The 23199-nt window shown below is 64.4% G+C and carries 18 protein-coding genes; 11 read left to right on the top strand and 7 right to left on the bottom strand.

The window, feature by feature from the left end; translation table 11 throughout:
- Positions 1–88: 88 nt before the first annotated feature.
- Both C7A17_RS11095 and C7A17_RS11090 read right to left on the bottom strand, forming a co-directional pair.
- Positions 89–487 (bottom strand): YbaN family protein, encoded by a 399-nt coding sequence (locus C7A17_RS11095; RefSeq protein WP_106738093.1) that lies wholly within the window; start codon positions 485–487, stop codon positions 89–91.
- Positions 480–1070 (bottom strand): biliverdin-producing heme oxygenase, encoded by a 591-nt coding sequence (locus C7A17_RS11090; RefSeq protein ID WP_199796418.1) that lies wholly within the window; start codon positions 1068–1070, stop codon positions 480–482. Before C7A17_RS11090 ends, C7A17_RS11095 begins: the two co-directional genes overlap by 8 nt.
- 243 nt (positions 1071–1313) lie before the next feature.
- Here C7A17_RS11090 and C7A17_RS11085 point away from each other — a divergent pair, with 243 nt between their 5' ends.
- The 3 genes from C7A17_RS11085 to C7A17_RS11075 all read left to right on the top strand — a co-directional run bounded on the left by C7A17_RS11085 (position 1314) and on the right by C7A17_RS11075 (position 5561).
- Positions 1314–1835, top strand: coding sequence for an RNA polymerase sigma factor (locus C7A17_RS11085; RefSeq protein WP_106738092.1), 522 nt, complete (start codon positions 1314–1316; stop codon positions 1833–1835).
- Positions 1836–1897: 62 nt separating this feature from the next.
- The gene (locus C7A17_RS11080) at positions 1898–2848 is read left to right on the top strand and encodes a FecR family protein (protein WP_234035940.1); all 951 of its coding nucleotides are present in this window, start codon (positions 1898–1900) and stop codon (positions 2846–2848) included.
- A gap of 97 nt (positions 2849–2945) precedes the next feature.
- The gene (locus C7A17_RS11075; RefSeq protein WP_106738090.1) at positions 2946–5561 is read left to right on the top strand and encodes a TonB-dependent receptor; all 2616 of its coding nucleotides are present in this window, start codon (positions 2946–2948) and stop codon (positions 5559–5561) included.
- A gap of 86 nt (positions 5562–5647) precedes the next feature.
- On the opposite strand, the gene C7A17_RS11070 is transcribed toward C7A17_RS11075, so the two are convergent.
- Positions 5648–6508, bottom strand: coding sequence for a LysR family transcriptional regulator (locus tag C7A17_RS11070; protein ID WP_106738089.1), 861 nt, complete (start codon positions 6506–6508; stop codon positions 5648–5650).
- 109 nt (positions 6509–6617) lie between these two features.
- On the opposite strand from C7A17_RS11070, the gene C7A17_RS11065 reads away from it, so the two are divergent.
- A complete protein-coding gene (locus C7A17_RS11065; protein WP_106738088.1) occupies positions 6618–7043 on the top strand; it encodes a VOC family protein in 426 nt (141 codons plus the stop codon).
- A 9-nt stretch (positions 7044–7052) separates the two neighbouring features.
- Here the strand turns inward: C7A17_RS11065 and C7A17_RS11060 are convergent, their stop codons facing one another.
- Both C7A17_RS11060 and C7A17_RS11055 read right to left on the bottom strand, forming a co-directional pair.
- Positions 7053–7715, bottom strand: coding sequence for a hypothetical protein (locus C7A17_RS11060; RefSeq protein WP_106738087.1), 663 nt, complete (start codon positions 7713–7715; stop codon positions 7053–7055).
- 120 nt (positions 7716–7835) lie between these two features.
- Positions 7836–10718 carry an EAL domain-containing protein gene (locus tag C7A17_RS11055; protein WP_106738086.1) on the bottom strand — a complete coding sequence of 961 codons (2883 nt, stop codon included), beginning with the start codon at positions 10716–10718 and terminating at the stop codon, positions 7836–7838.
- Positions 10719–11043: 325 nt separating this feature from the next.
- Here C7A17_RS11055 and C7A17_RS11050 point away from each other — a divergent pair, with 325 nt between their 5' ends.
- Positions 11044–11751, top strand: a complete 708-nt coding sequence (locus tag C7A17_RS11050) for a DUF1266 domain-containing protein (RefSeq protein WP_106738085.1) — start codon at positions 11044–11046, stop codon at positions 11749–11751.
- A complete protein-coding gene (locus tag C7A17_RS11045; protein ID WP_106738084.1) occupies positions 11748–14411 on the top strand; it encodes a DUF805 domain-containing protein in 2664 nt (887 codons plus the stop codon). The genes C7A17_RS11050 and C7A17_RS11045 overlap by 4 nt, the downstream gene beginning before the upstream one ends.
- 57 nt (positions 14412–14468) lie before the next feature.
- On the opposite strand, the gene C7A17_RS11040 is transcribed toward C7A17_RS11045, so the two are convergent.
- Positions 14469–16148, bottom strand: a complete 1680-nt coding sequence (locus C7A17_RS11040) for a molecular chaperone HscC (protein ID WP_106738083.1) — start codon at positions 16146–16148, stop codon at positions 14469–14471.
- A gap of 311 nt (positions 16149–16459) precedes the next feature.
- On the opposite strand from C7A17_RS11040, the gene uvrD reads away from it, so the two are divergent.
- The 5 genes from uvrD (at position 16460) to C7A17_RS11015 (ending at position 22644) form a co-directional block, all read left to right on the top strand.
- A complete protein-coding gene (uvrD, locus tag C7A17_RS11035) occupies positions 16460–18643 on the top strand; it encodes a DNA helicase II (RefSeq protein WP_106738082.1) in 2184 nt (727 codons plus the stop codon).
- A gap of 43 nt (positions 18644–18686) precedes the next feature.
- Positions 18687–19787: a TRAP transporter substrate-binding protein gene (locus C7A17_RS11030; protein ID WP_106738081.1), complete on the top strand. Its 1101-nt coding sequence runs from the start codon at positions 18687–18689 to the stop codon at positions 19785–19787.
- A gap of 54 nt (positions 19788–19841) precedes the next feature.
- Positions 19842–20924, top strand: coding sequence for a TRAP transporter substrate-binding protein (locus tag C7A17_RS11025; protein WP_106738080.1), 1083 nt, complete (start codon positions 19842–19844; stop codon positions 20922–20924).
- Between the two features lie 128 nt (positions 20925–21052).
- Complete coding sequence (locus tag C7A17_RS11020) at positions 21053–21634, top strand: TetR family transcriptional regulator (RefSeq protein ID WP_106738079.1); 582 nt, start codon at positions 21053–21055, stop codon at positions 21632–21634.
- Between the two features lie 155 nt (positions 21635–21789).
- A complete protein-coding gene (locus C7A17_RS11015) occupies positions 21790–22644 on the top strand; it encodes a Tim44 domain-containing protein (protein WP_106738078.1) in 855 nt (284 codons plus the stop codon).
- A 64-nt stretch (positions 22645–22708) separates the two neighbouring features.
- Here the strand turns inward: C7A17_RS11015 and C7A17_RS11010 are convergent, their stop codons facing one another.
- Entirely contained in the window at positions 22709–23176 is a 468-nt protein-coding gene (locus C7A17_RS11010; protein ID WP_106738077.1) for a GNAT family N-acetyltransferase, read from the bottom strand.
- Positions 23177–23199 lie beyond the last annotated feature (23 nt).

The raw sequence follows: 23199 nt of genomic DNA, 5'->3' as shown, positions 1-23199 counted from the left end.
AGCCACAGCCCTGTAGCCCGGATGCAATCCGTGGCATCGCGCCGGACCGTCCCGGATTGCATCCGGGCTACGGGATCTTGAAAACGCCCTACCCGGCCTTCGGTTTCTCCGGCCGCGTCCAGATGAACAGCGCACCGCAACTCATGCCGGCCGCGGCGAACAGCACCGACGGCAGGTGATCGACCGTCAGCAACAGGATGGTCAGGGCCACCAGCATGCTCAGGCTGGCCACCCACTTGGTGCGTCGGGCGATCAGGCCACCGTTCTTCCAGTCACGCAGCAGCGGGCCGAAGATACGATGGTTCTCCAGCCAGGCGGCCAACCGAGGTGAGCTGCGTGAAGCCGCCCAGGCGGCAAGCAGAACGAACTCGGTAGTGGGCAGCCCCGGCAGTATCACGCCGAGCATGGCCATGCCGATGCTCAGGTAGGCCACCAGCAACCACAACCAGCGCTGCCAGGCCGAACGCGCCAGCGTGGCTTCAGGCAAAACAACGTTCCAAGTGCACGGTGAAACGCTCGAAAGCGGCAATCGCCGCCGCCTCGGCCAGACGCTCCTGCTCGGCATCCAGCTCGACGCTATCGAGCACCGCCGTGAACGCTTTCCAGCCTTGTGCGCGACCACCTGCCGGCTCACCGAGATGACGCGCGCCGAAGGTTTCGCTCAGACCCAGCGCCGGCATGCGCTTGAGCAGGAAAGCTGCGCCCAACTTGGAACCTTCGGACACGAACAGCCAGGCCAATGCCTCGCCGGTGCCCATGGTCTTGTTGCGGATACTGTCATCACCCTCGGGCAAGGCGCGGTTCAGATCGGCCAGATCCAGCCTGGCCTGGTCGACGCGGCAACGCTGCGGCAGATCCGGCACCAGTTTGGTCAGCTCGGGGTCGTTGTAGAGTTTTTCCAGATCACGCTGGAACAGGTACTGGGCCGCCACGAAGTGGGAGAACCGCTCCGGGCTGCCGAACGGATCATGGCTCTTCACCAGATTGTCGAGCTTGCTGTGCGGCTCGTGAGTGACCTGGTTGAGGCGCTGCGAACGCAGCGGATGGGAAAGTTGCGAAGAAGCGTTCATGAAAAGCTCACTGATGACTGGCATGAAGTTAGACCGATCTGACGCCCTGAACAGCTGCGCGAGATGCGCAAGGCGTTCGACCACCACTGCCTTATAAAGACGAACGAACCTGCCCAGCTCCGTAAAAATAACGGTGAATTACAGCGAGGTATCGCTCGAACGACGCGCCATGGCCCCGCTCGCTAGTCGACCTTATTAAAAATGATTATTATTTATTTTGTAGTCGGCGAACCGAGCTTGCCAGTGACCATTTCCAACCTAGACAGCGTATTCATCAGCCAGCGCACCCCGCTGCTGCGTACCCTGGTGAAAATCGTGAAGAACGCCAGCATCGCCGAGGAGCTGGTGCAGGAAACCTACCTGCGGGTGGCCCGTAGCCTGCGCGAAAAACCGGTCGATCATCTCGAACCCTTTCTGTTCCAGACGGGGCGCAACCTGGCGCTCGACCACCTGCGCCGCGAACGCATGCAGTCGCGCACCATGCTCGATGACGTGCCGGACGCCATCATGCAGGCCGTCCCGGCACCAGGCTCATCCAGCGAGGACAGCCTGCATGCCGAGCGCCTCCTGCAGCGCCTGGGCAGTGCACTGGAGCAATTGAGCGAGCGCCAGCAACGCATCTTCATTCTCAGCCGCCTGCATGGCCAGGGCTATGCCGAGATCGCCGCCGAGCTGGGTGTTTCACCCAGCACGGTACAAAAAGAGCTCAAGTTGATCATGGCCTTGTGCATGACTCTGCTCGACCGCCTGAGCCCGCCGACATGAGCGACTATCGCTCACTCACACCTTCGGCCAGAATATTGCCCCCCGGTTTCGAGAACAGCCCGATGCATCAGCAGCAGGGATCACCCATCGACAGCGACACGCCGTTGAGCCAGGCGCTGGACTGGCTGCTCCTGCTGGAAAATGCCGACGACGATTGCCGGGCGCGATTCGCCGAGTGGCTGGCCGCCTCCCCGGCCAATGCCGAAGCGTTCGAACGCGCCCAGCGCTGCTGGCAAGCGCCCACACTGGTGACAGCCGCCGCTCGCCTGGAGCGCAGCAGACAGACAGCACCCAAGCGTGCGCGGCGTATCGGCAGAACCCTGGCGATTGCCGCCTCACTGTTGCTGGTAGTCGGTATCACCCTGCAAAGCGACCTGCTGCTGCGTTTGCGGGCCGACCATGTCACGGCCATCGGCCAGCGACAAAGCCTGGATCTGGCCGACGGCTCGCGCGTACTGCTCAACACAGGCAGTGCCTTCTCCAGCCAGATCGACGAGCACCAGCGCGTCACGCAACTGCTGCGTGGCGAAGCCTACTTCGACGTTGCCAAGGACAGCAGCCGCCCCTTCCAGGTTGCCGCCGGGCCCATTCTGATCTCGGTACGCGGCACCGCATTCTCCGTCCGCTATCTCGGCGACGAGGCCGAAGTCAGCGTCGAACGCGGCGAGATCGAGGTGCACACACGGGGTAACGACAGCCGCATCTACCTGGCCAGCGGCGACAGCATCCGGGTCGGCCCGGACGGTATCGGCAATCGTACCCACGGCGTCACGGCCAACCAGCTCGCCTGGGTTCAGGGCCGCCTGATCTTCGATGATCGCCCTCTGCACGAAGTGCTGGACGAGCTGCGCCGCTACTATCCCGGCTGGATCATCAGTGGCAATTCCCGCCTGGATGACCTGCGCATCACCGGAAACTACCGCCTGAGCGAACCCGCCGACATCGTGCGCTCGCTGGCACAGGTGACCTCGGCCCAGCTTCACGAATACCCGTCGCTACTGATTCTCAACTGAGAAGAATAATTTTTACGCTCTCGCAGGAGTCGTTCGTCTCGTCAGAACAATGCAAACAATTCGCATTAACTGACCGACGCACACAGAGAGCTTACCCATGTCCCTTCACACTCGACGCCAGCGTTCCCTGCGGCTGTCCAGCGCCAGCCTGTCGCTGCTGGCACTCTCCATTTCCTGCGCCAGCCTGCCACTGCTGGCTCAAGCCGCCGATGGCTCACTCGTCGCAGAACAGCAGAGTCAGAGCGGTTACCGCTTCGCCATCGAGCGCCAGCCCCTGGTTGCCGCGCTGAACGCATTCAGTGAAGTCACGGGTTGGCAAATTGGTCTGTCGGCGCAACTGGCCGACGGCATCGAGTCGCCCGGTACCAATGGCCGTCTGTCGCCAGAGCTGGCCCTGGCACGCCTGCTCGAAGGCACCGGCCTGAGCTACCGCAGCATTGGTGAGCGCAGTGTGGTGCTGGTGAAGAACCCGTCTCAATGGCTCGCCCTGCAAGCGATGACGGTCACCGCCACGCTTCACGCGCAGGATGTAAACGCCGTTCCCAGCACGGTCAGCGTGCGTGATCGAACCGTTCTGGATCGCAACAACATCAACACCATCAAGCAGCTGTTACGCGACGAGCCAGGCGTCTCCGTCGGCGGAACAGGTCAGCGCTCAGGCCTCACCGGCTACAACATCCGCGGTATCGATGGTAACCGGGTGCTGACTCAGGTCGACGGCGTCGAAATCCCTGCCAGCTTCTACTACGGCCCCTATGCCAATACCCAGCGCAACTATGTCGATCCGGAAATCATCAAGCGGGTGGAAATCCTCCGCGGCCCGGCCTCAGCGCTGTATGGCAGCAATGCCATTGGCGGGGCGGTCAGCTATTTCACACTCGACGCGAGCGACATCATCAAGGACGGCCGCGATGTCGGTGCCCGGCTGAAAAGCGGCTACAGCTCCGCAGACGAAAGCTGGCTGAATTCGGCGACCGTCGCAGGCCGCTATCAGAACTTCGATGCCCTGCTGCATCTGTCTCAGCGTAACGGCCACGAGACCGAGTCCTACGGCAATACCGGCGGTACAGGCCTGGGCCGCACCGAAGCCAACCCCGAGGACGTACGCACCACCAACGTTCTGGCCAAGCTGGGCTGGAACTACAACGACAGCGACCGCCTGCAACTGACCTACGAGAAGTACAAAGACGATCGCGACAGCAATCAACTCAGCGCCGTCGGCGGGCCGTTCAATGCCCCGACCATCGGTGTAGGACAGAACTACTACGCGGGCCGCAACGGCAACGACACAATCACCCGTGAGCGCTTCGGCCTGGAGCACAGCCTGGCCCTGGACAGCCTGCTGGCCGACAGCCTGAAATGGAGCCTGAACTACCAAATCGCCAAGACCGACCAGAGAACCCAGGAGCACTACACCGCCAGGAACTTCTTTACGCAGGCCATCACCCGCGACGTGATGCGCTATCGCAGCACCGACTACAAGGATCGCCAGTGGGTGTTCAACGCACAGTTGGACAAGGCCTTCGCCCTGGGTGAAACGGATCACCTGCTGACCTACGGTTTCAACATCAAGCACCAGGATGTGACCGGCCAGCGCAGCGGTTATGGTGTCTGCCTGCAGGCACTGGGCGCCAACTGCCCCAGCGTCGGGGCGATCAGCAACAACACGGGCGATACCCTCACCACCCAGAGCGATTTCCCAGACCCAACCGTCGATGTCTACGGCGTGTTTCTGCAGGACGAAATCCGCTGGAATCAGTGGACCTTCCTGCCAGGTCTGCGCTACGACCGCACCAAACTCAAGCCCGACCTGACCGACGAGTACCTTGCCAGCGCCCCGCCCACCAGCACCTTCGAGCCCACCGAGGCAAGCAAGACCTGGCAGCGCGTCTCGCCCAAACTCGGCGTGACCTATGCCTTCGATGAGCAATACACCGGCTTCGCCCAGTACGCAGAAGGCTTCCGTACGCCTACGGCCAAGGAGATGTATGGTCGCTTCCAGAACAACAACCCGCCCTACATCGTGGAACCCAACCCGAACCTCGACCCGGAAACCAGTCGCAGCCTGGAAGCTGGCCTGCGCGGTAACTTCGAAGGCGGCAACTTCAGCCTGGCGGTGTTCTACAACCGTTATCGCGACTTCATCGATGAAGATGCCGTAGGTGCCAATGGCGGCCAGACCATATTCCAAAGCCGCAACATCAGCCGCGCCACCATCCGCGGTGCCGAGGCCAAGGGTCGTTTGAATCTGGACAGCTTCGGCGCGCTGCCAGGTCTCTACACCCAGGGTTCGATTGCCTATGCCCGCGGTCGTGACGAAGAAAGCGGCGAGCCGCTGAACAGCGTCAACCCGCTGACCGGCGTATTCGGTCTGGGCTACGAGCAGGAGCGCTTCGGTGGCTTGCTGAACTGGACGCTGGTCAAGCGCAAGAGCCGTATCGACAACAGTGGATTCAACTCCCCGACCGGCGACGGCAGCCAGTTCGCCACGCCCGGCTACGGCATCCTCGACCTGACCGGTTACTACAAGCTGACCGACGATCTGACCATCAACGCCGGCCTGTACAACCTGACCGACAAACAGTACTGGCTGTGGGACGACGTACGCGGTTACGACGGCAATGGTGAGGCCGGTGTTACCGCTCCAGCCAACCTCGACCGCCTGAGCCAGCCCGGTCGCAACTTCGCGATCAACCTGGTCTGGGATATCTGACCTGCTCCACGCAGGGGCGACCGCAGTTGCGGCCGCTCCTGCCTAGCGGCCCACGATGCCCTGCTCGGGTACACCGAATTCAGCTTTCAATCTCGCAGCTCAAGACAACTCAACAAACAATCCAAAGCCGGCTGCCGCTGGGCCCGCCGCAACAGGGCGACCAACTCGCGGTGGAAGGTCAGCTCGCCCAGCTCGATCACCCGAAGTCTGCTTGGCCTTTGCAACCACAGCCCGGCGCGCGGCACCAGGGAGACGCCCATGCCGTTTTCCACCAGCCGCACGATAGCTTCGACCTCATCGAGTTCCAGCGCTTCACGCACGTTCAGGCGCTGCTCGCGGAGAAAGCGGCTGACCTGACGCCCACCGAACGAGGCACGGTCATAACGCACGAAGGGCTGTTCGGCGAGCAGGCGCAGCGGGTCATCACCGACCACCTCCAGCGGCGCTATCAGCACGAAAGGCTCGCGCGCCAGCGGCACTTCCAGCAGTTCCTTGGGCAAGGCGAAAGGCGGCTTGATCAGCAGGGCCAGATCCAGCTCGCCGGCATCCAGTTGGCTGAACAGCTGCAACGACACGCCCGGCACCAGTTTCAGCTCCACAAGCGGAGCCAGCTGGCGAAAACGCGGCAGTGCCTCGGCCAACAGCCCGGTTTGCAAGGTGGCGATGGCACCGACACGCAACTCCCCCTGCCACTGATCGGCCGCCTGCGGCAGCGCCATTTGTGCGTACAAGGCGAGCATCTGCTCGGCCAATGGCAGCGCATGCCGGCCCGCCGCGTTGAGCACGGCGGCCCGGCCGCTGCGGTCGAACAGGCGCACGCCGAGGTGCTGTTCCAGCACGCGCATCTGCGCACTGACCGCCGACTGGGTCAGGCCAACCTGCTGGCCGGCGGCGGCAAAAGTACCCAGGCGGGCGACGGTGATGAAGGTTTTCAGCTCGCGCAGCATCGACACCTCAATTGATCAAAAATATTTTAGCTTGCGAGCAAGGATATTCGCTTTCAATCAATTCTGCTGTTGTTAGGCTGGTGCGAAAAATCAACAGAGGTATGCCGTGATGTCCCTTGCTCCCTTTCACCTGGCGATTCCCGTCTACGACCTGGCTGCAGCGCGTTTTTTCTATGGCGAGGTGTTCGGTTGCGCCGAAGGCCGCAGCAGCGAGCACTGGGTGGACTTCGATTTCTTCGGCCACCAGTTGGTGATTCATGAAGCGCCGAAGATGGCCTATCAGGAATCCGCCGTCAGCAATCCAGTGGACGGCCACGACGTACCGGTACCGCACTTCGGCGTGGTGCTCGGCTGGAATGACTGGGAGGCCCTGGCCGAGCGCCTGCGCAGCCGCGAGACGAAGTTCGTCATCGAGCCCTACGTGCGCTTCAAGGGCCAGGTCGGCGAGCAGGCCACCATGTTCCTCCTCGACCCTTGCGGCAATGCCCTGGAGTTCAAGGCCTTCAAGGATATTGGCCAGCTGTTCGCCAAGTGAGCCACGCCCCTACAGCGCGGCCGTTTCCTGCACGCGCTCGGGCAACAGCTCGCGCAGTTCGTCGTTGGCCTCAAGCAGCAACGGCAACAGCGCGCGCAACACCGTAGGCTTGAGGTGGGCGCAAACATCGGCCTGGCGTGGCAGCGGCAGCCCACCGAGCACCCGCGCCGAGATAGCCACGTTGTCATCGGCGGCGGCGGCTTCGGTCAACCTGCACAGATACCCGGTGGAGAAGCTGCGCAGGCTCTGCACGATCAGGTCGATGTCGACGATATGCCGGGCGATCTGCAGCACGTGGTCGGCGTCGTTGATGCCGTAGATCAGCACCTTCACCTGTTTGGCCGACAGGCACTCGGCGTAGCGCGCAGCCGTGGCGAAGGCGCCGATCACGCAGAGCTGGCGGGCCACCTGTAGATGCACCTCGTCCGGCAGGGCAAGGTAGGCGTCGAGGATCAGTCGCGGATCGAGATGGGTGGTGACCTGGGCGAGAAACTCGATGGGCAGTTCGAGAATCAGCTCGCGCAACTGCTCTGCCGGCATATGTGGCGACAACTGCGCGGCCTGTACCGGGCCGAGCTTCTGCACCAGCGCCGCTTTCACCGCCACCGGCGCCATGCTCTGTGAGGCCAGCAGCAGACGCTGCGCCATGCTCAGGGAGGGGGCCTTGGCCATCGGGGTGCTCCTTCACGACAGGGGACGTGCAGCATCCCGCAGCGCATCAGAGCAGCGCAGCCATCTTTGCTCCGGTCAGCACCACGCGCGCGTCACGGGCTGGGTAGAGAGGAAACGCCGTCACCCCAGCGGGCGGTCGATCTGCGCGCGCAGCAGTTCGGCAAAGGCGCTGGCTTCGATCGGCCGGCTGATCAAAAAGCCCTGGATCTCGTCGCAGGCCTGGCTCTTGAGGAAATCCATCTGCGCCTGGGTCTCGACACCCTCGGCCACCACCTTGAGTTCCAGGCTGTGGGCCATGGCGATGATCGCGCGGGTGATGGCGGCATCCTCACCACCTGGCGACAGGTCGCGAATGAAGGTCTGATCGATCTTCACGTAGTCCACCGGGAAGCGCTTGAGGTAGCTGAGCGAGCTGTAACCGGTACCAAAGTCGTCGATGGCCAGTTTCACCCCGAGGTTGCGCAGTTGCTGGAAGGTGGCGATCACGCTGTCGACGTTGTCGAGCATCTGGCTCTCGGTCAGCTCCAGCTCCAGCCAGTGCGGCGCCAGGCCGGTCTCGTCGAGCACCTGACGCACCAGGCTGGCGAGGTTGCCCTGGCGTAGCTGATGCACCGACAGGTTGACCGAAACACGGATATTCGCCAGCCCCTGGCGCTGCCATTCGCAGGCCTGGTAGCAAGCCTGGCGCAGGACGAACTCGCCGATGGGCACGATCAACCCGGTTTCCTCGGCCAGGCCGATGAACTCGCCCGGCGCAATCAGCCCCTGCTCGGGGTGGCGCCAGCGCACCAGCGCCTCGGCGGCACTGAGACTGTCATCACGCAGATCCAGCTTGGGCTGGTAGAACACCTCCAGCTGGCCATCGTCGATGGCCTTGCGCAGGCGGTTCTCCAGTTGCAGGCGCTCCAGGGTGCAGGCCTGCAGGTTGTCGGTGAAGAACTGGAAGGTGTTGCCGCCCAGGTGCTTGGCATGTTGCACGGCCATGTTGGCCTGGCTGATCAGGGCGCTGATCTCACGGGCGTAATCCGGCAACAAGCTGATACCCAGCGAGGCGCTGACCACCAGTTCGTGGCCGCCGACGGTCATCGGCACGCGCAGTTTGGCCAGCAACCGACTGGCTACCCGCGCCAGGCTGGACAGGCTGCCGTAGGCGTCAAGGATGATGGCGAACTCATCGCCCGACAGCCGCGCGATGCAGTCCGCTTCCGGCACGGCCTGAGTCAGGCGGCGGCTCATCTGCCGCAGCAGCTGGTCGGCGACTTCATGGCCGAGGCTGTCGTTGAGCAGCTTGAAGCGGTCCAGGTCGATATGCACCAGGGCAATGCTGCGACCGCTCTGCCGTGCTCGCTGGCTGGCCTCGTGCAGGCGTTCCTTGAACAGGCTGCGGTTGGCCAGGCCGGTCAGTTCGTCGTAATGCGACAGGTAACGCAGGCGCTCTTCGGCCTCGCGCCGTGCGGTCAGATCGGCAAAGAAGCCGACGATATGGCTGGGCCGGCCGGCTGCATCACGAACCAGGTTGAGCTGCAGCCACTGCGGGTAGAGTTCGCCACTCTTGCGTGTCTCGATCAGTTCACCCTGCCAGGTGCCGCTGCTGTCCAGCTCCTGGCGGATCATCTGGTACTGCTGACGCATCTCACGGCTGCCGATCAGGCTGGTGACCCGGCGCCCGAGCACGTCCTCGCGGCTGTAGCCAGTCACTGCGCTGAACGCTCGGTTCACGGCGAGCAGGCGGTAGTCCGGATCGAGGATGCAGATACCCTCGCTGGCGGCTTCGAATACCGTCGCCGCCAGACGTTGCTGTTCTTCCTGCTGGCGGCGCACGCTGATGTCGCGTCGCGTACCGAGCATCCGCAGCACCCGACCATTGGCGTCGCGCTCGACTGCGCGGCCGCGGTCTTCTATCCACACCCAGTGGCCATCGGCATGCCGCACGCGGTACTCGATGTGGTAATCCTCGCTGCGCCCTTTCATGTGCGCCACCAGCGCCCGGCGCAGTGCCGGCAGATCGTCCGGGTGCAGCCGCGGGGTGAGATCGCGCAGCATCACCTGTACCTGCTCGGGCTCCAGGCCGAACAGCTCGCGCAGGTGCGAGTGATGCACCTGGTCGCTCTGCAGATCCCAGTCCCACAGCCCCAGTTCGCTGGCCTCGAGCGCCAGGCTCAGGCGCGCCTGGCTCTTGCCCAGGGCGTGGGTCGCCTCATCCAGTTCCAGGGTGCGCTCGGCGACACGCATCTCCAGTTCACCATGGGCGCCACGCAGCTCGCGCTCGGCACGGCGGCGCTGCTCCACCTCGCGTGCCAGCTCTTCGTTGAGGCCTTCGGCCTGCTGCTTGGCCTGCTGCAGATGGGCGATCAGCGCCAGGTTGTGGAAACGCCGCACCAGGCTGCGCTGCACCAGGCGGTTGACCTGCCAGGCCACCACCAGCAGCGCGAGAAAGAGGATGACGCTGAGCAAGCCCCAGCCGCGTTGCAGGCTGTTATCGCTCAGCAGTAGGAAGGCCGCCGATGGCACCAGGCATGGCAGGGCGAAGGTAAGGAAGGCCGAGAGGCTGACGGCGTAAGCCACACTGGCGGAGAGGATCGCCGCGGCGATCAGGCCGTAGACCAGTGCCTGCTGGTAGAACACATCGGCGGGCACCAGGGCGATCACGGCGAAGGCCAGGGTCAAGCCGGAGGCGCCGGCGCCGAACAGGAAGATACGCCGCCAGTAGGATTCGGCCTGACGGCTGGGCAAGGCCTCGCTGAACGCGTTCACCTGGGTCAGGCGCAGCAACACCAGCAGCACCACCCAGCCCAGCCATCCGGCCAGCAACGGCGTGCTCTGCTGATCCCACAGCAACAAGGTGCCCGCCAGCCCGACCAGCAGCATCAGCATGGTCGGCAGGCGCGAGCCCTGATAAAGCAGGCGGGTACGCTCGGCGGCAATATCCGTGGCGAACTGACGCTCGGCCAGCTGCGGATCCAGCGTCACCTCTTGTACTACGGCGCTAGGAGTGGCGGTCATAGGCGATGTTCTTGTAATGGTTGCCTGAGGGTCTGCGCCACGTTTTGGCAGCGGTCACAGCCCTGACGTGGCCGGAGAATACCCGAGACAGACGCGGTGCCCAACCAGCATGTGACCAATTTCACGGGTTGACGCCTAACTTTTGGCGCAATGATGGCCTTTCGCCTGCCTGCAGCCGCCATTTGCGGCCTGACCTGCCGGTCGTCGGCTGCTCGCCAGCGCTTTGCAGGTGTCGCTCGAACTGCCTGCGAGACGCTTGCGGCACCCCGGCAACAGCTCCTAGGATGGGCACCTTTCGCACTCAGGGACGAACGGCCCACTCCCCATGGACGACCTGCAACAACGCTGGCTTTTGGCCCTTTCCGCACCGATGGTGGCGATCAACGCCAACTCGGGCGCGCAATACGCGCTACCTAATTTCTATCCGGACAGCGAGTTCATCGATCTCAGCGAGTCCTGGGATATCGCTGACCGCCCCGCACTGCTGGCGATGATCCAGCGCATGACCGACGACGGCCATGCGCGCGACCTCAGCGGTGCCTACTGGGACAACGCGCGCCTGCTGCCGAGTGAATGGCAGGCGCTGGTCGACAGCCTGGACGCAAGCCAGCAGGTGGCTTATCGCTACGTTGCCGACACCATCCTGGTCTGCGGCTCGGGCGGCATCCGCGCCTGGGATCTGGGGCGCATGAGCTTTCTCGCCCGCATCGGGCAGCTCAACGGCTGGCTGAGCTTCGAGGAAAACCTCTGGCTGCACAGCCGCCTGAGCCTGCGCGCCCGCTACTACTACCAGGGCTGGCACAGCTACCTGGCCGGTTTTCTCATCGGCCGCTGCTACTGGAACTGCCTGGGCCACGAGCAACCAGACGAACAGGCGCTGTGCATCAGCCGCCAGGGCAGCGACCCGACGCACCGCGCCCTGGTGCGCGAACTGACACTGAACCCGGCCGCAGGCTTCGATGAACTGCCCTGGGACATGGAACTGGATCTGCCGGAAAAACCGGCATCGCTGGAGGCGTTCGACTGGTCATGAGTTGCTGGGAACGCCTCGGCATAGAGCCGACCGACGATCAGAACACCATCCGCAGCGCCTACCGCGCACGCCTGCCCGAGGTGCACCCGGAGCGCGACCCCGAGGGTTTCCAGGCGCTACGCAGTGCCTATGAAGACGCCCTGCGCCACGCCCGCGGTGAAGCATCCACCCCCCATGAGCAGGCCGCCCTGCCCAGCGCCAACGAGCAGGCCGTCCAACAGCTCGTCGAATTGCTGCAGGATGCCGCCCGACGCTTTCGCCCCGAGGCCTGGCAGGACTATTGCCGGATGCTCGACCAGTTGCCGCTGGACGTGCTGGAAAGCATCGACGGCCCGCTGCGCGGCCTGCTGCTGAGCAACGGCCCCCTGTCGCACCGCTGCGTGACCCTGCTTACCGAGCGCATGGCCTGGGCCAATCACCTGATGCAGCTGCCCTTCGAGGAGGCCGAGGCGCTCGACCAGTTTCTCCAGCGCATCGCCGAGCCCGACCCGTTCGACCTCGCCACGCTGTCCGAATGGCCGGGCGTCGCCCAGGTGGAAAACCTCTGGTACGTACGCACCCTGGAGCACCTGTTCAACAATCGGCCGCTGCAGGAATTTCGTGGCTGGTGCTCGCTCGATCTGTGCCTGCCGATGCCAGCCGACCCGGCCTACTACCCACGCCTGTATCGCCAGTGCACCCTGGCCGGCGTGGCACTCGGCGATGCGCTGGATTACTACCAGGCCCAGCATGACGCCACCCCGGACGATCTCGACACGCAGTACCTGCTGGCCTTGCAGAAGCAGCACCATGACCAGGATGCCCTCGACCTGTGGAGTCGCCTGTGGCAGGAACGCGAGATGCCCGAGGCCGCCGCCTGGTTGCTGGCCTGGTGCGCACACCACTCGCCTGAGCGCCTGCCGCTGTTGATCCTGGCATTCAACCGCAGCCAGAGCGCGCTCGGCCATCAGCACCCGCTCGACGCCTATCATCTGGCCGATGGCGAACCGGCGCAGAACCCGCAGACCCTGGCGCGCTGGCAACGCGCCGCCAAGACCGAGCTAACGCCACTGGCGCGCACCTTCGTCGCCTGGCAACTGGGCGACAGTGAATGGCCCTTTCTCGCCGAACTGCTTGGTGCAGCGGACGAACCGCTCACCCGCCTCTACCGCCAGGCCTGGCTGCTGCAACGTGGTGACGACGCCGATCTCGAGCCGCTGTTGAACCTGCAAGCCGGCGACCATCCGCTCGATGCCGTACTGGTACACGGGCTGCAGCACCAGGCCCGGCAACAGCGCCAGTGGCTAAGCGAGTCGCCCGCCTTGCAGGCGCTGCAGCAGGCACTGAGCACGCCAGGCGCCGTGTTGCCAGAAGCTCTGCGCGACAACACCGTGGCCCGCGCGCAGATGTTGCGCGGGCTCAGACGCTTGCGCCGATATGACCAAGCGACGCTGCAACGCCTGGGCGAGTTGCTCGCGCCGCTGCCCAGTTGGCTGCTACCGTCCTGCCTGCAGTTGCAACTGACCCTGCAGCGTAGCGCCCGCAGCCTGCCAGCGATTCCTGACGATGCCGCTGCCCGCTGGCACTGGCAGCGCCAGACACTGTTGCTGCTGGGCCTGCTGGAGCAGCCTGAACAATGGCTGGAGCAACTGGAGCAAACCCTCGCCGAGCTGCCGACCGATACCGAGCACCCGGCACATACGGCCAAGGCCCAATTGCTGGCAGCGGCCACCACGCCACGTCGCTGGATACTGAATCTCGATGAAGGCGATCCGCTGCAAGGCCTGATCGCGGCCGGGCAGGTCAGCCCGGATATTCTCCTCGACAGCCAACGCCTGCCATCGGTCGCACGTCTCGAGGCCTGCGCCCAGCAATACAGTGACGAGCTGACCAGCGACCCGTTCGGCCAGATGCTGCTCGACGCCCTGCTTCATCACGATCCGGATCTGCCGCAGGAACAGCGTAGCCAGGCCTTGCAACGGCTCCTGGCGTTCACCTGCCCAGGCACCTGGTTCGAACCGTTTCGCGAGGGACTGGTCAAGGGACGGCCGCAGAACCTGGCGCAATCGATCTGCACGGACAACGGCCTGGTGTTCGCCACCATGCAGGCGATCTTCGATGGCATGCGCGACCTGCTTGGCAACACCAAGCCGCATTTGCCCGCGACCAGCCTGCTGCGCAAGTTGCAGAAAGCCAAGGACTCCAGCGCCACACCGCCGGCAGTGCGCCTGGCCATCACCCTGCTGCTGTCGCGCTGCGAGCGCCTGCTGCCCGAGCACGCGCCGACGACCTGGCGGTCGCAGTGGCAGTTCTGGCGCCTTGGCGGCCGGCTGAACCGGATCAACTTCAGCCTGCAGGCGGTTGCCGTGGTGGGGGCGGCGCTGCCCCTGACCTTGCTCGCGGACAAACTGAGCAGCAACCTGGCACTGGCGGTGCTCGGCGGCGCCTTCCTCGTCCTGGTCACCTGCCTGCTGCGCCGCCTGCATGACATGAGCCGGGGCATCGGCACCCTGCTGATGTTGCTGCTGGGCAGTTTCCTGCTGCCCTACATGTTGCTGACCCTGTTCTTCTGGCCAGGCGATCCGCTGCCCAACCGTTACGGCCCAGCAGGTGGCAAGGCGAAGACCGCCACGCAGGGCTTGCAGGCGAGCTTGCGCCACCTGAACGGGGTTCGGGACTGATACCCAGGCCGTGCGCGCCGGTTTTGCGGTGCGCGCGGCGCACCCTACCCGCTCGCGTCAGAAGCGCAGCGCGTCCAGTTGCTGCTCCAGGCGCTGACGCGCGGCGGCGATCGGTTGCTCCTGCTGGGCACCGAGCACGCTCTGGAACTCGTCCAGCCACAGGCCGATCTGCTCGCGTTCCGCACCCAGAGTCTGCATCCAGGCACGCTCCAGACGCGCCAGCAGGGTACGGTTGGGCAAGGTATCGCGCGGGTGGATCTTCAGCCCGGCCAGGCGCGCCTGACTGGTGGCACGGGCCTCGGCGCTCAGGCCAGTGGGACTGCGGTCGATCACGTGACCATGACGCTGGCCACTCTCCAGGGTCACGTCCACTTCCAGCAGGCCGTTGATGTCGTAGCTGAAACGCACGTCCAGCGCCTGCACCTGACCGGTCTGCGCCAGCTTCACTTCGAAGGCATCGACGAAGATGTTGTCACGCACCCACGGACGCTCGCCCTGGTAGACCTCGATACGGATGTATTCCTGCTGCGCATGGGTGGTGTAGTAGCGCTGCACGCGCGACGCCGGGATCACCGTGTTGCGCTCGATGATCGGTGAGAAGGCGCCGGGCTGCTCGTCGCTGCGCCGCGAGGAAATACCCAGCGTATAAGGGCAGACGTCGGTGAGGATGAGTTCCTCGATGGCCTGGTCACGCGCCTTGCAGGCGGCCTGCGCGGCAGCGCCGAGGGCGACGATGGTGTCCGGGTCGAGGTGGCGGTAGGGCAGACGACCAAACAGGGTGGCGACCAGTTGCTGCACCGCGCTCATCCGCGTGGCGCCGCCGACCAGCACCAGGCTGTCGAGATCGCGCGGGTTGAGCCGGGCGTCACGCAAGGCCTGCTCGATCGGCTGGCGCAGGCGAGTCAGCAGCGGCGTCCAGATCTGCTGCGCGCGGGCGTCATCTAGTTGCCACTGGCGCCCGTTCCAGTCGAGGGTCTGCGGCCCTTCGGCGAGACGCCGCTTGAGCTGCTCCAGGGCGTCTTCGAGACTGGCCAGTTCCTGGCCTTCCAGCTCGCTACGCGACAGTCCCCAGTCGCTCAGGCAGGCCTTGAGCAGAGCTTCGGTGAAGTCCTCGCCGCCGAGGAAGTTGTCGCCGGTGGAGGCGTGCACCTCGATCAGCGGCAGGGCGTATTCCAGCACGGTCACGTCGAAGGTACCGCCGCCCAGGTCGAAAATCAGCGAGCGCTGCAGCGGTTGCTCGTGCAGGCCATAGGCCATGGCGGCAGCAGTCGGCTCGTTGATCAGGCGCTCGACACTGAGCCCAGCCAGCTCGGCGGCGAATACCGTGCGTTTGCGCTGCTCGTCGCTGAAATAGGCCGGAACCGAGATCACCGCAGTCGTCACCGGCACACCGAGATACGCCTCGGCATCGGCCTTGAGCGACCCCAGCACCAGCGCCGAGAGCTCTTCGGGGGTGAACTGGCGATCACCCAGGGTGAAGCGCTTGTCACTGCCCATGAAGCGCTTGAAGGCGGCCACGCTGCGCAGCGGGTGGGTGGTCAGGCGCGCTCGGGCGGCAGCGCCGACGAGAATGCTGCCGTCTTCGTCCAGGCTCACTGCCGAGGGCGTGAGCACATCGCCAAGGGCGTTGGGGATGAGTTCGGCGCGGCCCTCACGCCAGACGGCGATCAGGCTGTTGGTGGTGCCCAGGTCAATGCCCAGCAGCGGGCTGTGCGTGGCGAGGGTAACGGTCGACATCGACTGTGCGGCTCTCTCAAATCCATTGAAGGGCGCAGTCTACCCCGCGCACAGGCCCCGGCAAACCGCCTCGTCGACGCGACTTCAGGGCAATCGGATGAGCACTCCGAATCCGGAGAGCATCGTCATTCCCGCGCAGGCGAGAATCCAGTGAGAACGGTGACACCGAACACCTGGATCCCCGCCTGCGCGGGGACGACGGGAAACCTCTGCGATGCGCCCATGGCTCCAGGCCTTTCGCTTGATCCTGTTTCAGACGACAACCCTGAGCGCGGTTTGCCCTCCCCTGTCCGGCCCCCTAGAATGCCGCGATGCAAAACGACCTCGAACAGAAACTCAAGACTCTCAATCCAGCCCAGTACCACGCGGTCACCACACCGCCGGGCCATCAACTGGTGCTGGCCGGTGCCGGCTCGGGCAAGACCCGCGTGCTGGTGCACCGCATCGCCTTCCTGATCCAGAGCCTGAATGTCTCGCCGCACAGCATTCTGTCGGTGACCTTCACCAACAAGGCCGCCGCCGAGATGCGCCATCGCATCGAGGACATGCTCGGGCAGAACCCGGCCGGCATGTGGGTCGGTACGTTCCACGGCCTGGCCCACCGCCTGCTGCGCGCACACTGGCAGGAGGCGAAGCTGGCGGAGAACTTCCAGATTCTCGACTCCGATGACCAGCAACGCCTGATCAAGCGGGTGATACGCGAGCTGGGCCTGGACGAGCAACGCTGGCCAGCCAAGCAGGCGCAGTGGTTCATCAACGAGCAGAAGGACGAAGGCATCCGTCCGCAAGGCATCCAGGCCAGCGGCGACCTGTTCCTGGCCACCATGCGCAGCATCTATGAAGCCTACGAGGCGGCCTGCGCACGCACCGGGGTGATCGACTTCGCCGAGCTGCTGCTGCGCGCGCTCGACCTGTGGCGCGACAATGCCGGCCTGCTGGCGCATTACCAGAAGCGCTTCCGCCATATCCTGGTCGACGAATTCCAGGACACCAACGCCGTGCAGTACGCCTGGCTGCGCTTTCTCGCCAAGGGCGGCGAGAGCCTGATGGTGGTGGGTGACGACGACCAGTCGATCTACGGCTGGCGCGGCGCGAAAATCGAGAACATCCAGCAGTTCGACAGTGATTTCGCCGATGCCGAGATCATTCGCCTGGAGCAGAACTACCGCTCCACGGCCAATATCCTCAACGCGGCCAACGCCCTGATCGCCAACAACCAGGGGCGTCTTGGCAAGGAGCTGCGTACCGACGTAGGCGATGGCGAGCTGTTGAGCCTGTATTCCGCCTTCAACGAACACGATGAAGCGCGCTACGTGGTCGAGACGATCGAGGACGCCCTGCGCAAGGACGGCCTCAAGCGCAGCGAAATCGCCATTCTGTATCGCTCCAACGCCCAGTCGCGGGTGCTGGAAGAGGCGCTGCTGCGCGAGAAGATTCCCTACCGTATCTACGGCGGCCAGCGCTTCTTCGAGCGCGCCGAGATCAAGAACGCCATGGCCTACCTGCGCCTGCTCGACGGCCGCGGCAACGATGCGGCGCTGGAGCGCATCATCAACGTGCCAACGCGCGGGATTGGCGAGAAGACCATCGAGACCATCCGCGAGTACGCCCGCGCCCATGATGTACACATGTGGGAGGCGATCCGCCTGATGCTGGCGGTCAAGGCCCTGCCGGGTCGGGCGTCCGGCGCACTGGCCGGTTTCATCGAGCTGATCGAGAACCTGGCCGAGCAGGTGCTGGCCATGCCGCTGCACCAGATGACCCAGGTGGTCATCGAGAAAAGCGGCCTGCTCGCCTATCACGAAGCGGAAAAGGGCGAGAAGGGCCAGGCCCGAGTAGAGAACCTTGAGGAACTGGTCAGCGCCGCGCGTACCTTCGAGAACGACGAAGACGACGAGCTGACCCCGCTGCAGGCCTTCCTCACCCACGCCTCGCTGGAGGCCGGTGATACCCAGGCCGCCGAGAACGAGGACAGCATTCAACTGATGACCCTGCACAGCGCCAAAGGCCTGGAGTTCCCTCTGGTGTTCCTGGTTGGCATGGAAGAGGGTCTGTTCCCGCACAAGATGAGCCTGGAAGAACCGGGCCGACTGGAAGAAGAACGCCGCCTGGCCTATGTCGGCATTACCCGTGCCATGCAGAAGCTGGTGATCAGTTACGCCGAGACCCGGCGTCTCTACGGTAGCGAGACCTACAACAAGGTCTCGCGCTTTGTCCGCGAAATTCCCGCGCCGCTGATTCAGGAAGTGCGTCTCTCCAACAGCGTCAGCCGCCCCATGAGCAACAGCTCGATGAGTGGCAGCAGCCTGTTCGCCGGCAGCGCCGTGCCAGAGACACCCTTCAGCCTGGGCCAGCGCGTCTCGCACAGCCTGTTCGGCGAGGGCACCATTCTCAATTTCGAGGGTGCCGGCGCACAGGCAAGGGTGCAGGTGAATTTCGAAAGCGAAGGCAGTAAATGGCTGATGCTGGCATATGCCAAGCTGCAAGCCCTGTAGGGCCCATTCCAAGTAACGACACGACCGCATCTGGAGAATATTGATGAATCGCCGCAACCTGTTCGGCGCTGCCCTGGCCCTGATGGCCGCCATTGGCCTGGTCGGCTGCAAGGACGACAAGGCAGGCAGTGAACCAGCCGCCGCCAGCGCAGCCCCGGCGCAGACTTTCCACTGGAAAATGGTCACCGCCTGGCCGAAGAACTACCCGGGCCTCGGCACCGCAGCCGAACGCCTGGCCGACCGTATAAACGCCATGAGCGCCGGGCGCCTGACCGTCAAGGTCTATGCCGCCGGTGAACTGGTTCCCGCCCTCGAAGTGTTCGACGCGGTCTCCCGCGGCACCGCCGAGATGGGCCACGGCACCCCCTACTACTGGAAGGGCAAGGTACCGGCCGCGCAATTCTTCAGCAGCGTGCCGTTCGGCCTCTCCACCCTGGAAATGAACGCCTGGCTCAGCCACGGCGGCGGCCAGGCCCTGTGGGACGAGACCTACGCGCCGTTCGGCGTGAAGCCGCTGTCGGCCGGCAACACCACCATGCAGATGGGTGGCTGGTTCAACAAGGAAATCAACACCCTGGCCGATATCCAGGGCCTGAAGATTCGCATGCCGGGCCTCGGCGGCGAAGTCTGGAGCAAGCTGGGTGCGATCACCGTCAACCTGCCCGGCGGTGAAATCTTCACCTCGCTGCAGACCGGTGCCATCGACGCCACCGACTGGGTCAGCCCCTACAACGACTTGGCTTTCGGCCTGCACCAGGCGGCCAAGTACTACTACTTCCCGGGCTGGCAGGAGCCGCAGGCAGTGGTCGAGTCCATGGTCAACCAGAAGGCCTTCGACGCCCTGCCAGCCGACCTGCAGGCCATCGTCGTCGAAGCCGCCCGCGCCTCGACTCTGGACATGATGGACGACTACGTCTTCAACAACGCCAAGGCGCTGCAGAACCTCAAGGATCACGGCGTGCAGTTCAAGCGCTTCCCTGACGACGTGCTGCAGGCCATGCGTCAGCAGTCCGAAGAGGTGCTCGATGCCCTGGCAGCCGAGAACGACCTCAACGCGCGCATCCTGGCCTCGCAACGAGCCTTCCTGAAAGAAGCCAGTGCCATGCACGAGCTCTCCGAGAAAGAGCTGTACAACTGGCGTTGATCGCCTTGCTACGGGGCCGCTCTGGCCCCGTTTTTCTTTGTGGAAATACTGCCCATGCGCCTGACTGCCCTGCTGCTTCTGCCCCTGCTCGCCTTCGGCCTGATCGGCTGCAAGGATGACGCGAAACCCGCCACGGCGGCCGCCGCGCCTGCGCAGAGCTTCCACTGGAAAATGGTTACCACCTGGCCGAAGAACGCGCCGGGTACCGGCATGGCCGCCGAGCGGCTGGCCGAGCGCATCAACGCCATGAGCGCTGGTCGCCTGACCGTCAAGATCTACGCTGCTGGCGAACTGGTACCGGCCCTCGAAGTGTTCGATGCCGTATCGCGCGGCACCGCCGAGCTCGGCCACGGCACCCCCTATTACTGGAAAGGCAAAGTGCCCGCCGCGCAGTTCTTCGGCGCCGTGCCCTTCGGCCTGTCCACCCTGGAAATGAACGCCTGGCTCAGCCACGGCGGTGGTCAGGCCCTGTGGGACGAGGCCTACGCGCCCTTCGGCCTCAAGCCGCTGACCGCCGGCAACAGCACCATGCAGATGGGCGGCTGGTTCAACAAGGAAATCAACAGCCTGGATGACATCAAGGGCTTGAAGATCCGCATGCCGGGCCTGGGCGGCGAAGTCTGGAGCCGACTTGGCGCCACCACCGTGGTGCTGCCGGGCGGCGAAATCTTCACCTCGTTGCAAAGCGGCGCCATCGACGCCACCGACTGGGTCAGCCCCTACAACGACCTGGCCTTCGGCCTGCACAAGGCAGCCAAGTATTACTACTACCCCGGCTGGCAGGAGCCGCAGTCGGTGCTGGAACTGCTGATCAACCAGAAGGCCTTCGACGCCCTGCCGGCCGACCTGCAGGCCATCGTCACCGAAGCGGCGCGCGCGGCCACCCTCGACATGATGGATGACTATGTCTTTCACAATGCCCTGGCGCTGGACGAGCTGAAGAAGAGCGGCACGCTGCTCAAGCGCTTCCCCGACGAAGTGCTGCAGGCCATGCAGCGCGAAACCGATCAGGTACTGGGCGACCTGGCCGCGCAGAGCGAATTGAACGGTCGTATCTGGGCCTCGATGAAAGCCTTCCAGGCGCTCGCCACCTCGATGCACGCCTTGTCCGAGAAAGAGCTGTACGACTGGCGCTGAGCCTGACGGCTCGCGACATTGGCGGTGCGCACGGCGCACCCTACGCCAATACCCCATGCATACGGAGCCTTCAGGCTCCGTTTGTCGTTCAGGCCTGCAGTTCAGGCCCTGGCGACCATACTTCCCGGATGAAGAAAAAGCCGACCGACCCCGCCCATATCCTCGATACCGCCCTGCAACTGGCCGACATCTGCGGCTGGGAGCGCCTTCATCTGTTCGACGTGGCCGCTGCCCTGGAAATTGGCCTCGACGATATCGCCCGCCACTACCGCGACAAGGATGACCTCGTCGAGGCCTGGTTCGACCGTGCCGACCTGGCCATGCTCAGCCACGCCAGAAATCCCGAGCTGAAAGCCCTGAACGCCGAACAACGCCTGGAAAGCTGCCTACTGGCCTGGCTCGACAGCCTCGCAACGCATCGCGCCGTCACCGGGCAGATGCTGTTGTACAAGCTCGAGCCTGGTCACATTCACCTGCAGGTACTCGGCCTGATGCGTGTCAGCCGCACCGTGCAGTGGTGGCGCGAAGCCGCCGGAAGGCAATCCCTGCACCTGCGCCGCATCGCCGAAGAAACCTTGCTGACCAGCGCCTATCTGCGCAGCTTCGTACACTGGCTGCGCCATCCCGAAGAAGCGCATGCCGACTTCCGTGCCTACCTGCGCCGCCAACTGCGCTGCGGCCCTCTACCCCTGCTGCTGCAACGCCCGTAAGGTGCGCCATGCGCAGCGGAGGCTACGTCAGTATTAAACCGGTGCGCACGGCGCACCCTACTGCGGGCAAAAGCTGGAAACATTCTGTCACTGGTCATGCCTGCCCATGACGGGCAAGATGCCGACCAAGCTTTTCCACAAGAGAGAAAACCGTGATGCAGCGTTTCCTCAGTATCGCCATGGTTCTGTGCCTGGCACTGACCTTCAGTTTCGAAGCCCACGCCAAACGTTTTGGCGGTGGCAAATCCTTCGGTTCCGCCCCCAGCCACCAAACCCGCCAGGCCACTCCGCCGGCGCAATCGGCTGCTCAGGCTCCTGGTCGTCAACCTGCCGCTGCCGCCAGCGGTGCTTCGCGCTGGCTCGGCCCACTGGCTGGCCTGGCTGCCGGTGGTCTGCTGGCTTCCATGTTCATGGGTGACGGCTTCGAAGGCCTGCAGATCATGGACATGCTGATCTTCGGCCTGATCGCCTTCCTGCTGTTCCGCTTCCTCGCCGCCCGTCGTGCCCGCCAGCAGCCGCAAGCCGCAGCCGCCGGCGGCGCTCCGTACCAGCGTGAAATGCCGAGCGCAGCCAACGCTCCGGCAGCTGGCAGCAATATCTTCGGTGGTCGCCTGGCTTCGGCCGCTCCGGTGATCAACGCGCCGGCCTGGTTCAACGAGCAGAGCTTCCTGGCCGCTGGCCGTGAGCACTTCATGAACCTGCAGCAACACTGGGACGCGAACGAGATGGACAAGATCGCCGAGTTCGTCACCCCGCAGCTGCTGGACTTCCTCAAGCGCGAGCGCGCTGAACTGGGTGATGGCTTCCAGTCCACCTACGTCGATGACCTCGACGTGCAACTGGATGGTGTCGACGATAACGCCGAGAAGACCATCGCCACCCTGACTTTCAGCGGCGTATCGAAGACCTCGCGCTTCGACCAAGGCGAGCCGTTCAGCGAAAGCTGGCGCCTGGAGCGTGCCCAGGGCGACAACCAGCCTTGGCTGATCGCGGGTATTCGCCAGAACTGATCGCACCGCGCACCAACGAAAACCCTGGGCTTGCCCGGGGTTTTTCATTTCTGCCGCTCAGCCATCAGGTGGTGCGCTCGGCCGCACGGCGCATGCCGACATGCGGGATGTCGTCCTCCAGGTAGACCTCGGTCACCGCGGCGAAGCCATAGCGCTCGTAGTAGCCCTGCAGGTGCGCCTGCGCCGACAGGTAGACCGGCACACCCGGCCAGCGCTGACGGCACTCGGCCAACGCACGCTCCATCAACTGGTGGCCCAGACCAGTACCCCGCGCCACCTCGGCGACCAGCACGCGGCCGATCACCACCTCGCCCTCCATGCGCTGCGGGTCGAGCAGGCGCAGGTAGGCCACCAGGCCACGCTCGTCACGCGCCAGCAAATGATGGGTATCCCCGAGCAGATCCTGCCCGTCGGTTTCCAGATAAGGGCAATGCTGCTCCACCACGAACACCTGGGTACGCAGCGCCAGCAGCTCATACAGCGTGGCGGTATCCAGTTCGCGGTGATGCAGGCAGCGCCAGACGATAGACATGGGGAACTCCACAAAAGCCTCAG

The organism is Pseudomonas mendocina, from assembly GCF_003008615.1.
GTDB lineage: Bacteria > Pseudomonadota > Gammaproteobacteria > Pseudomonadales > Pseudomonadaceae > Aquipseudomonas > Aquipseudomonas mendocina_C.
This window is presented reverse-complemented; position numbering and strand designations above follow the sequence as displayed.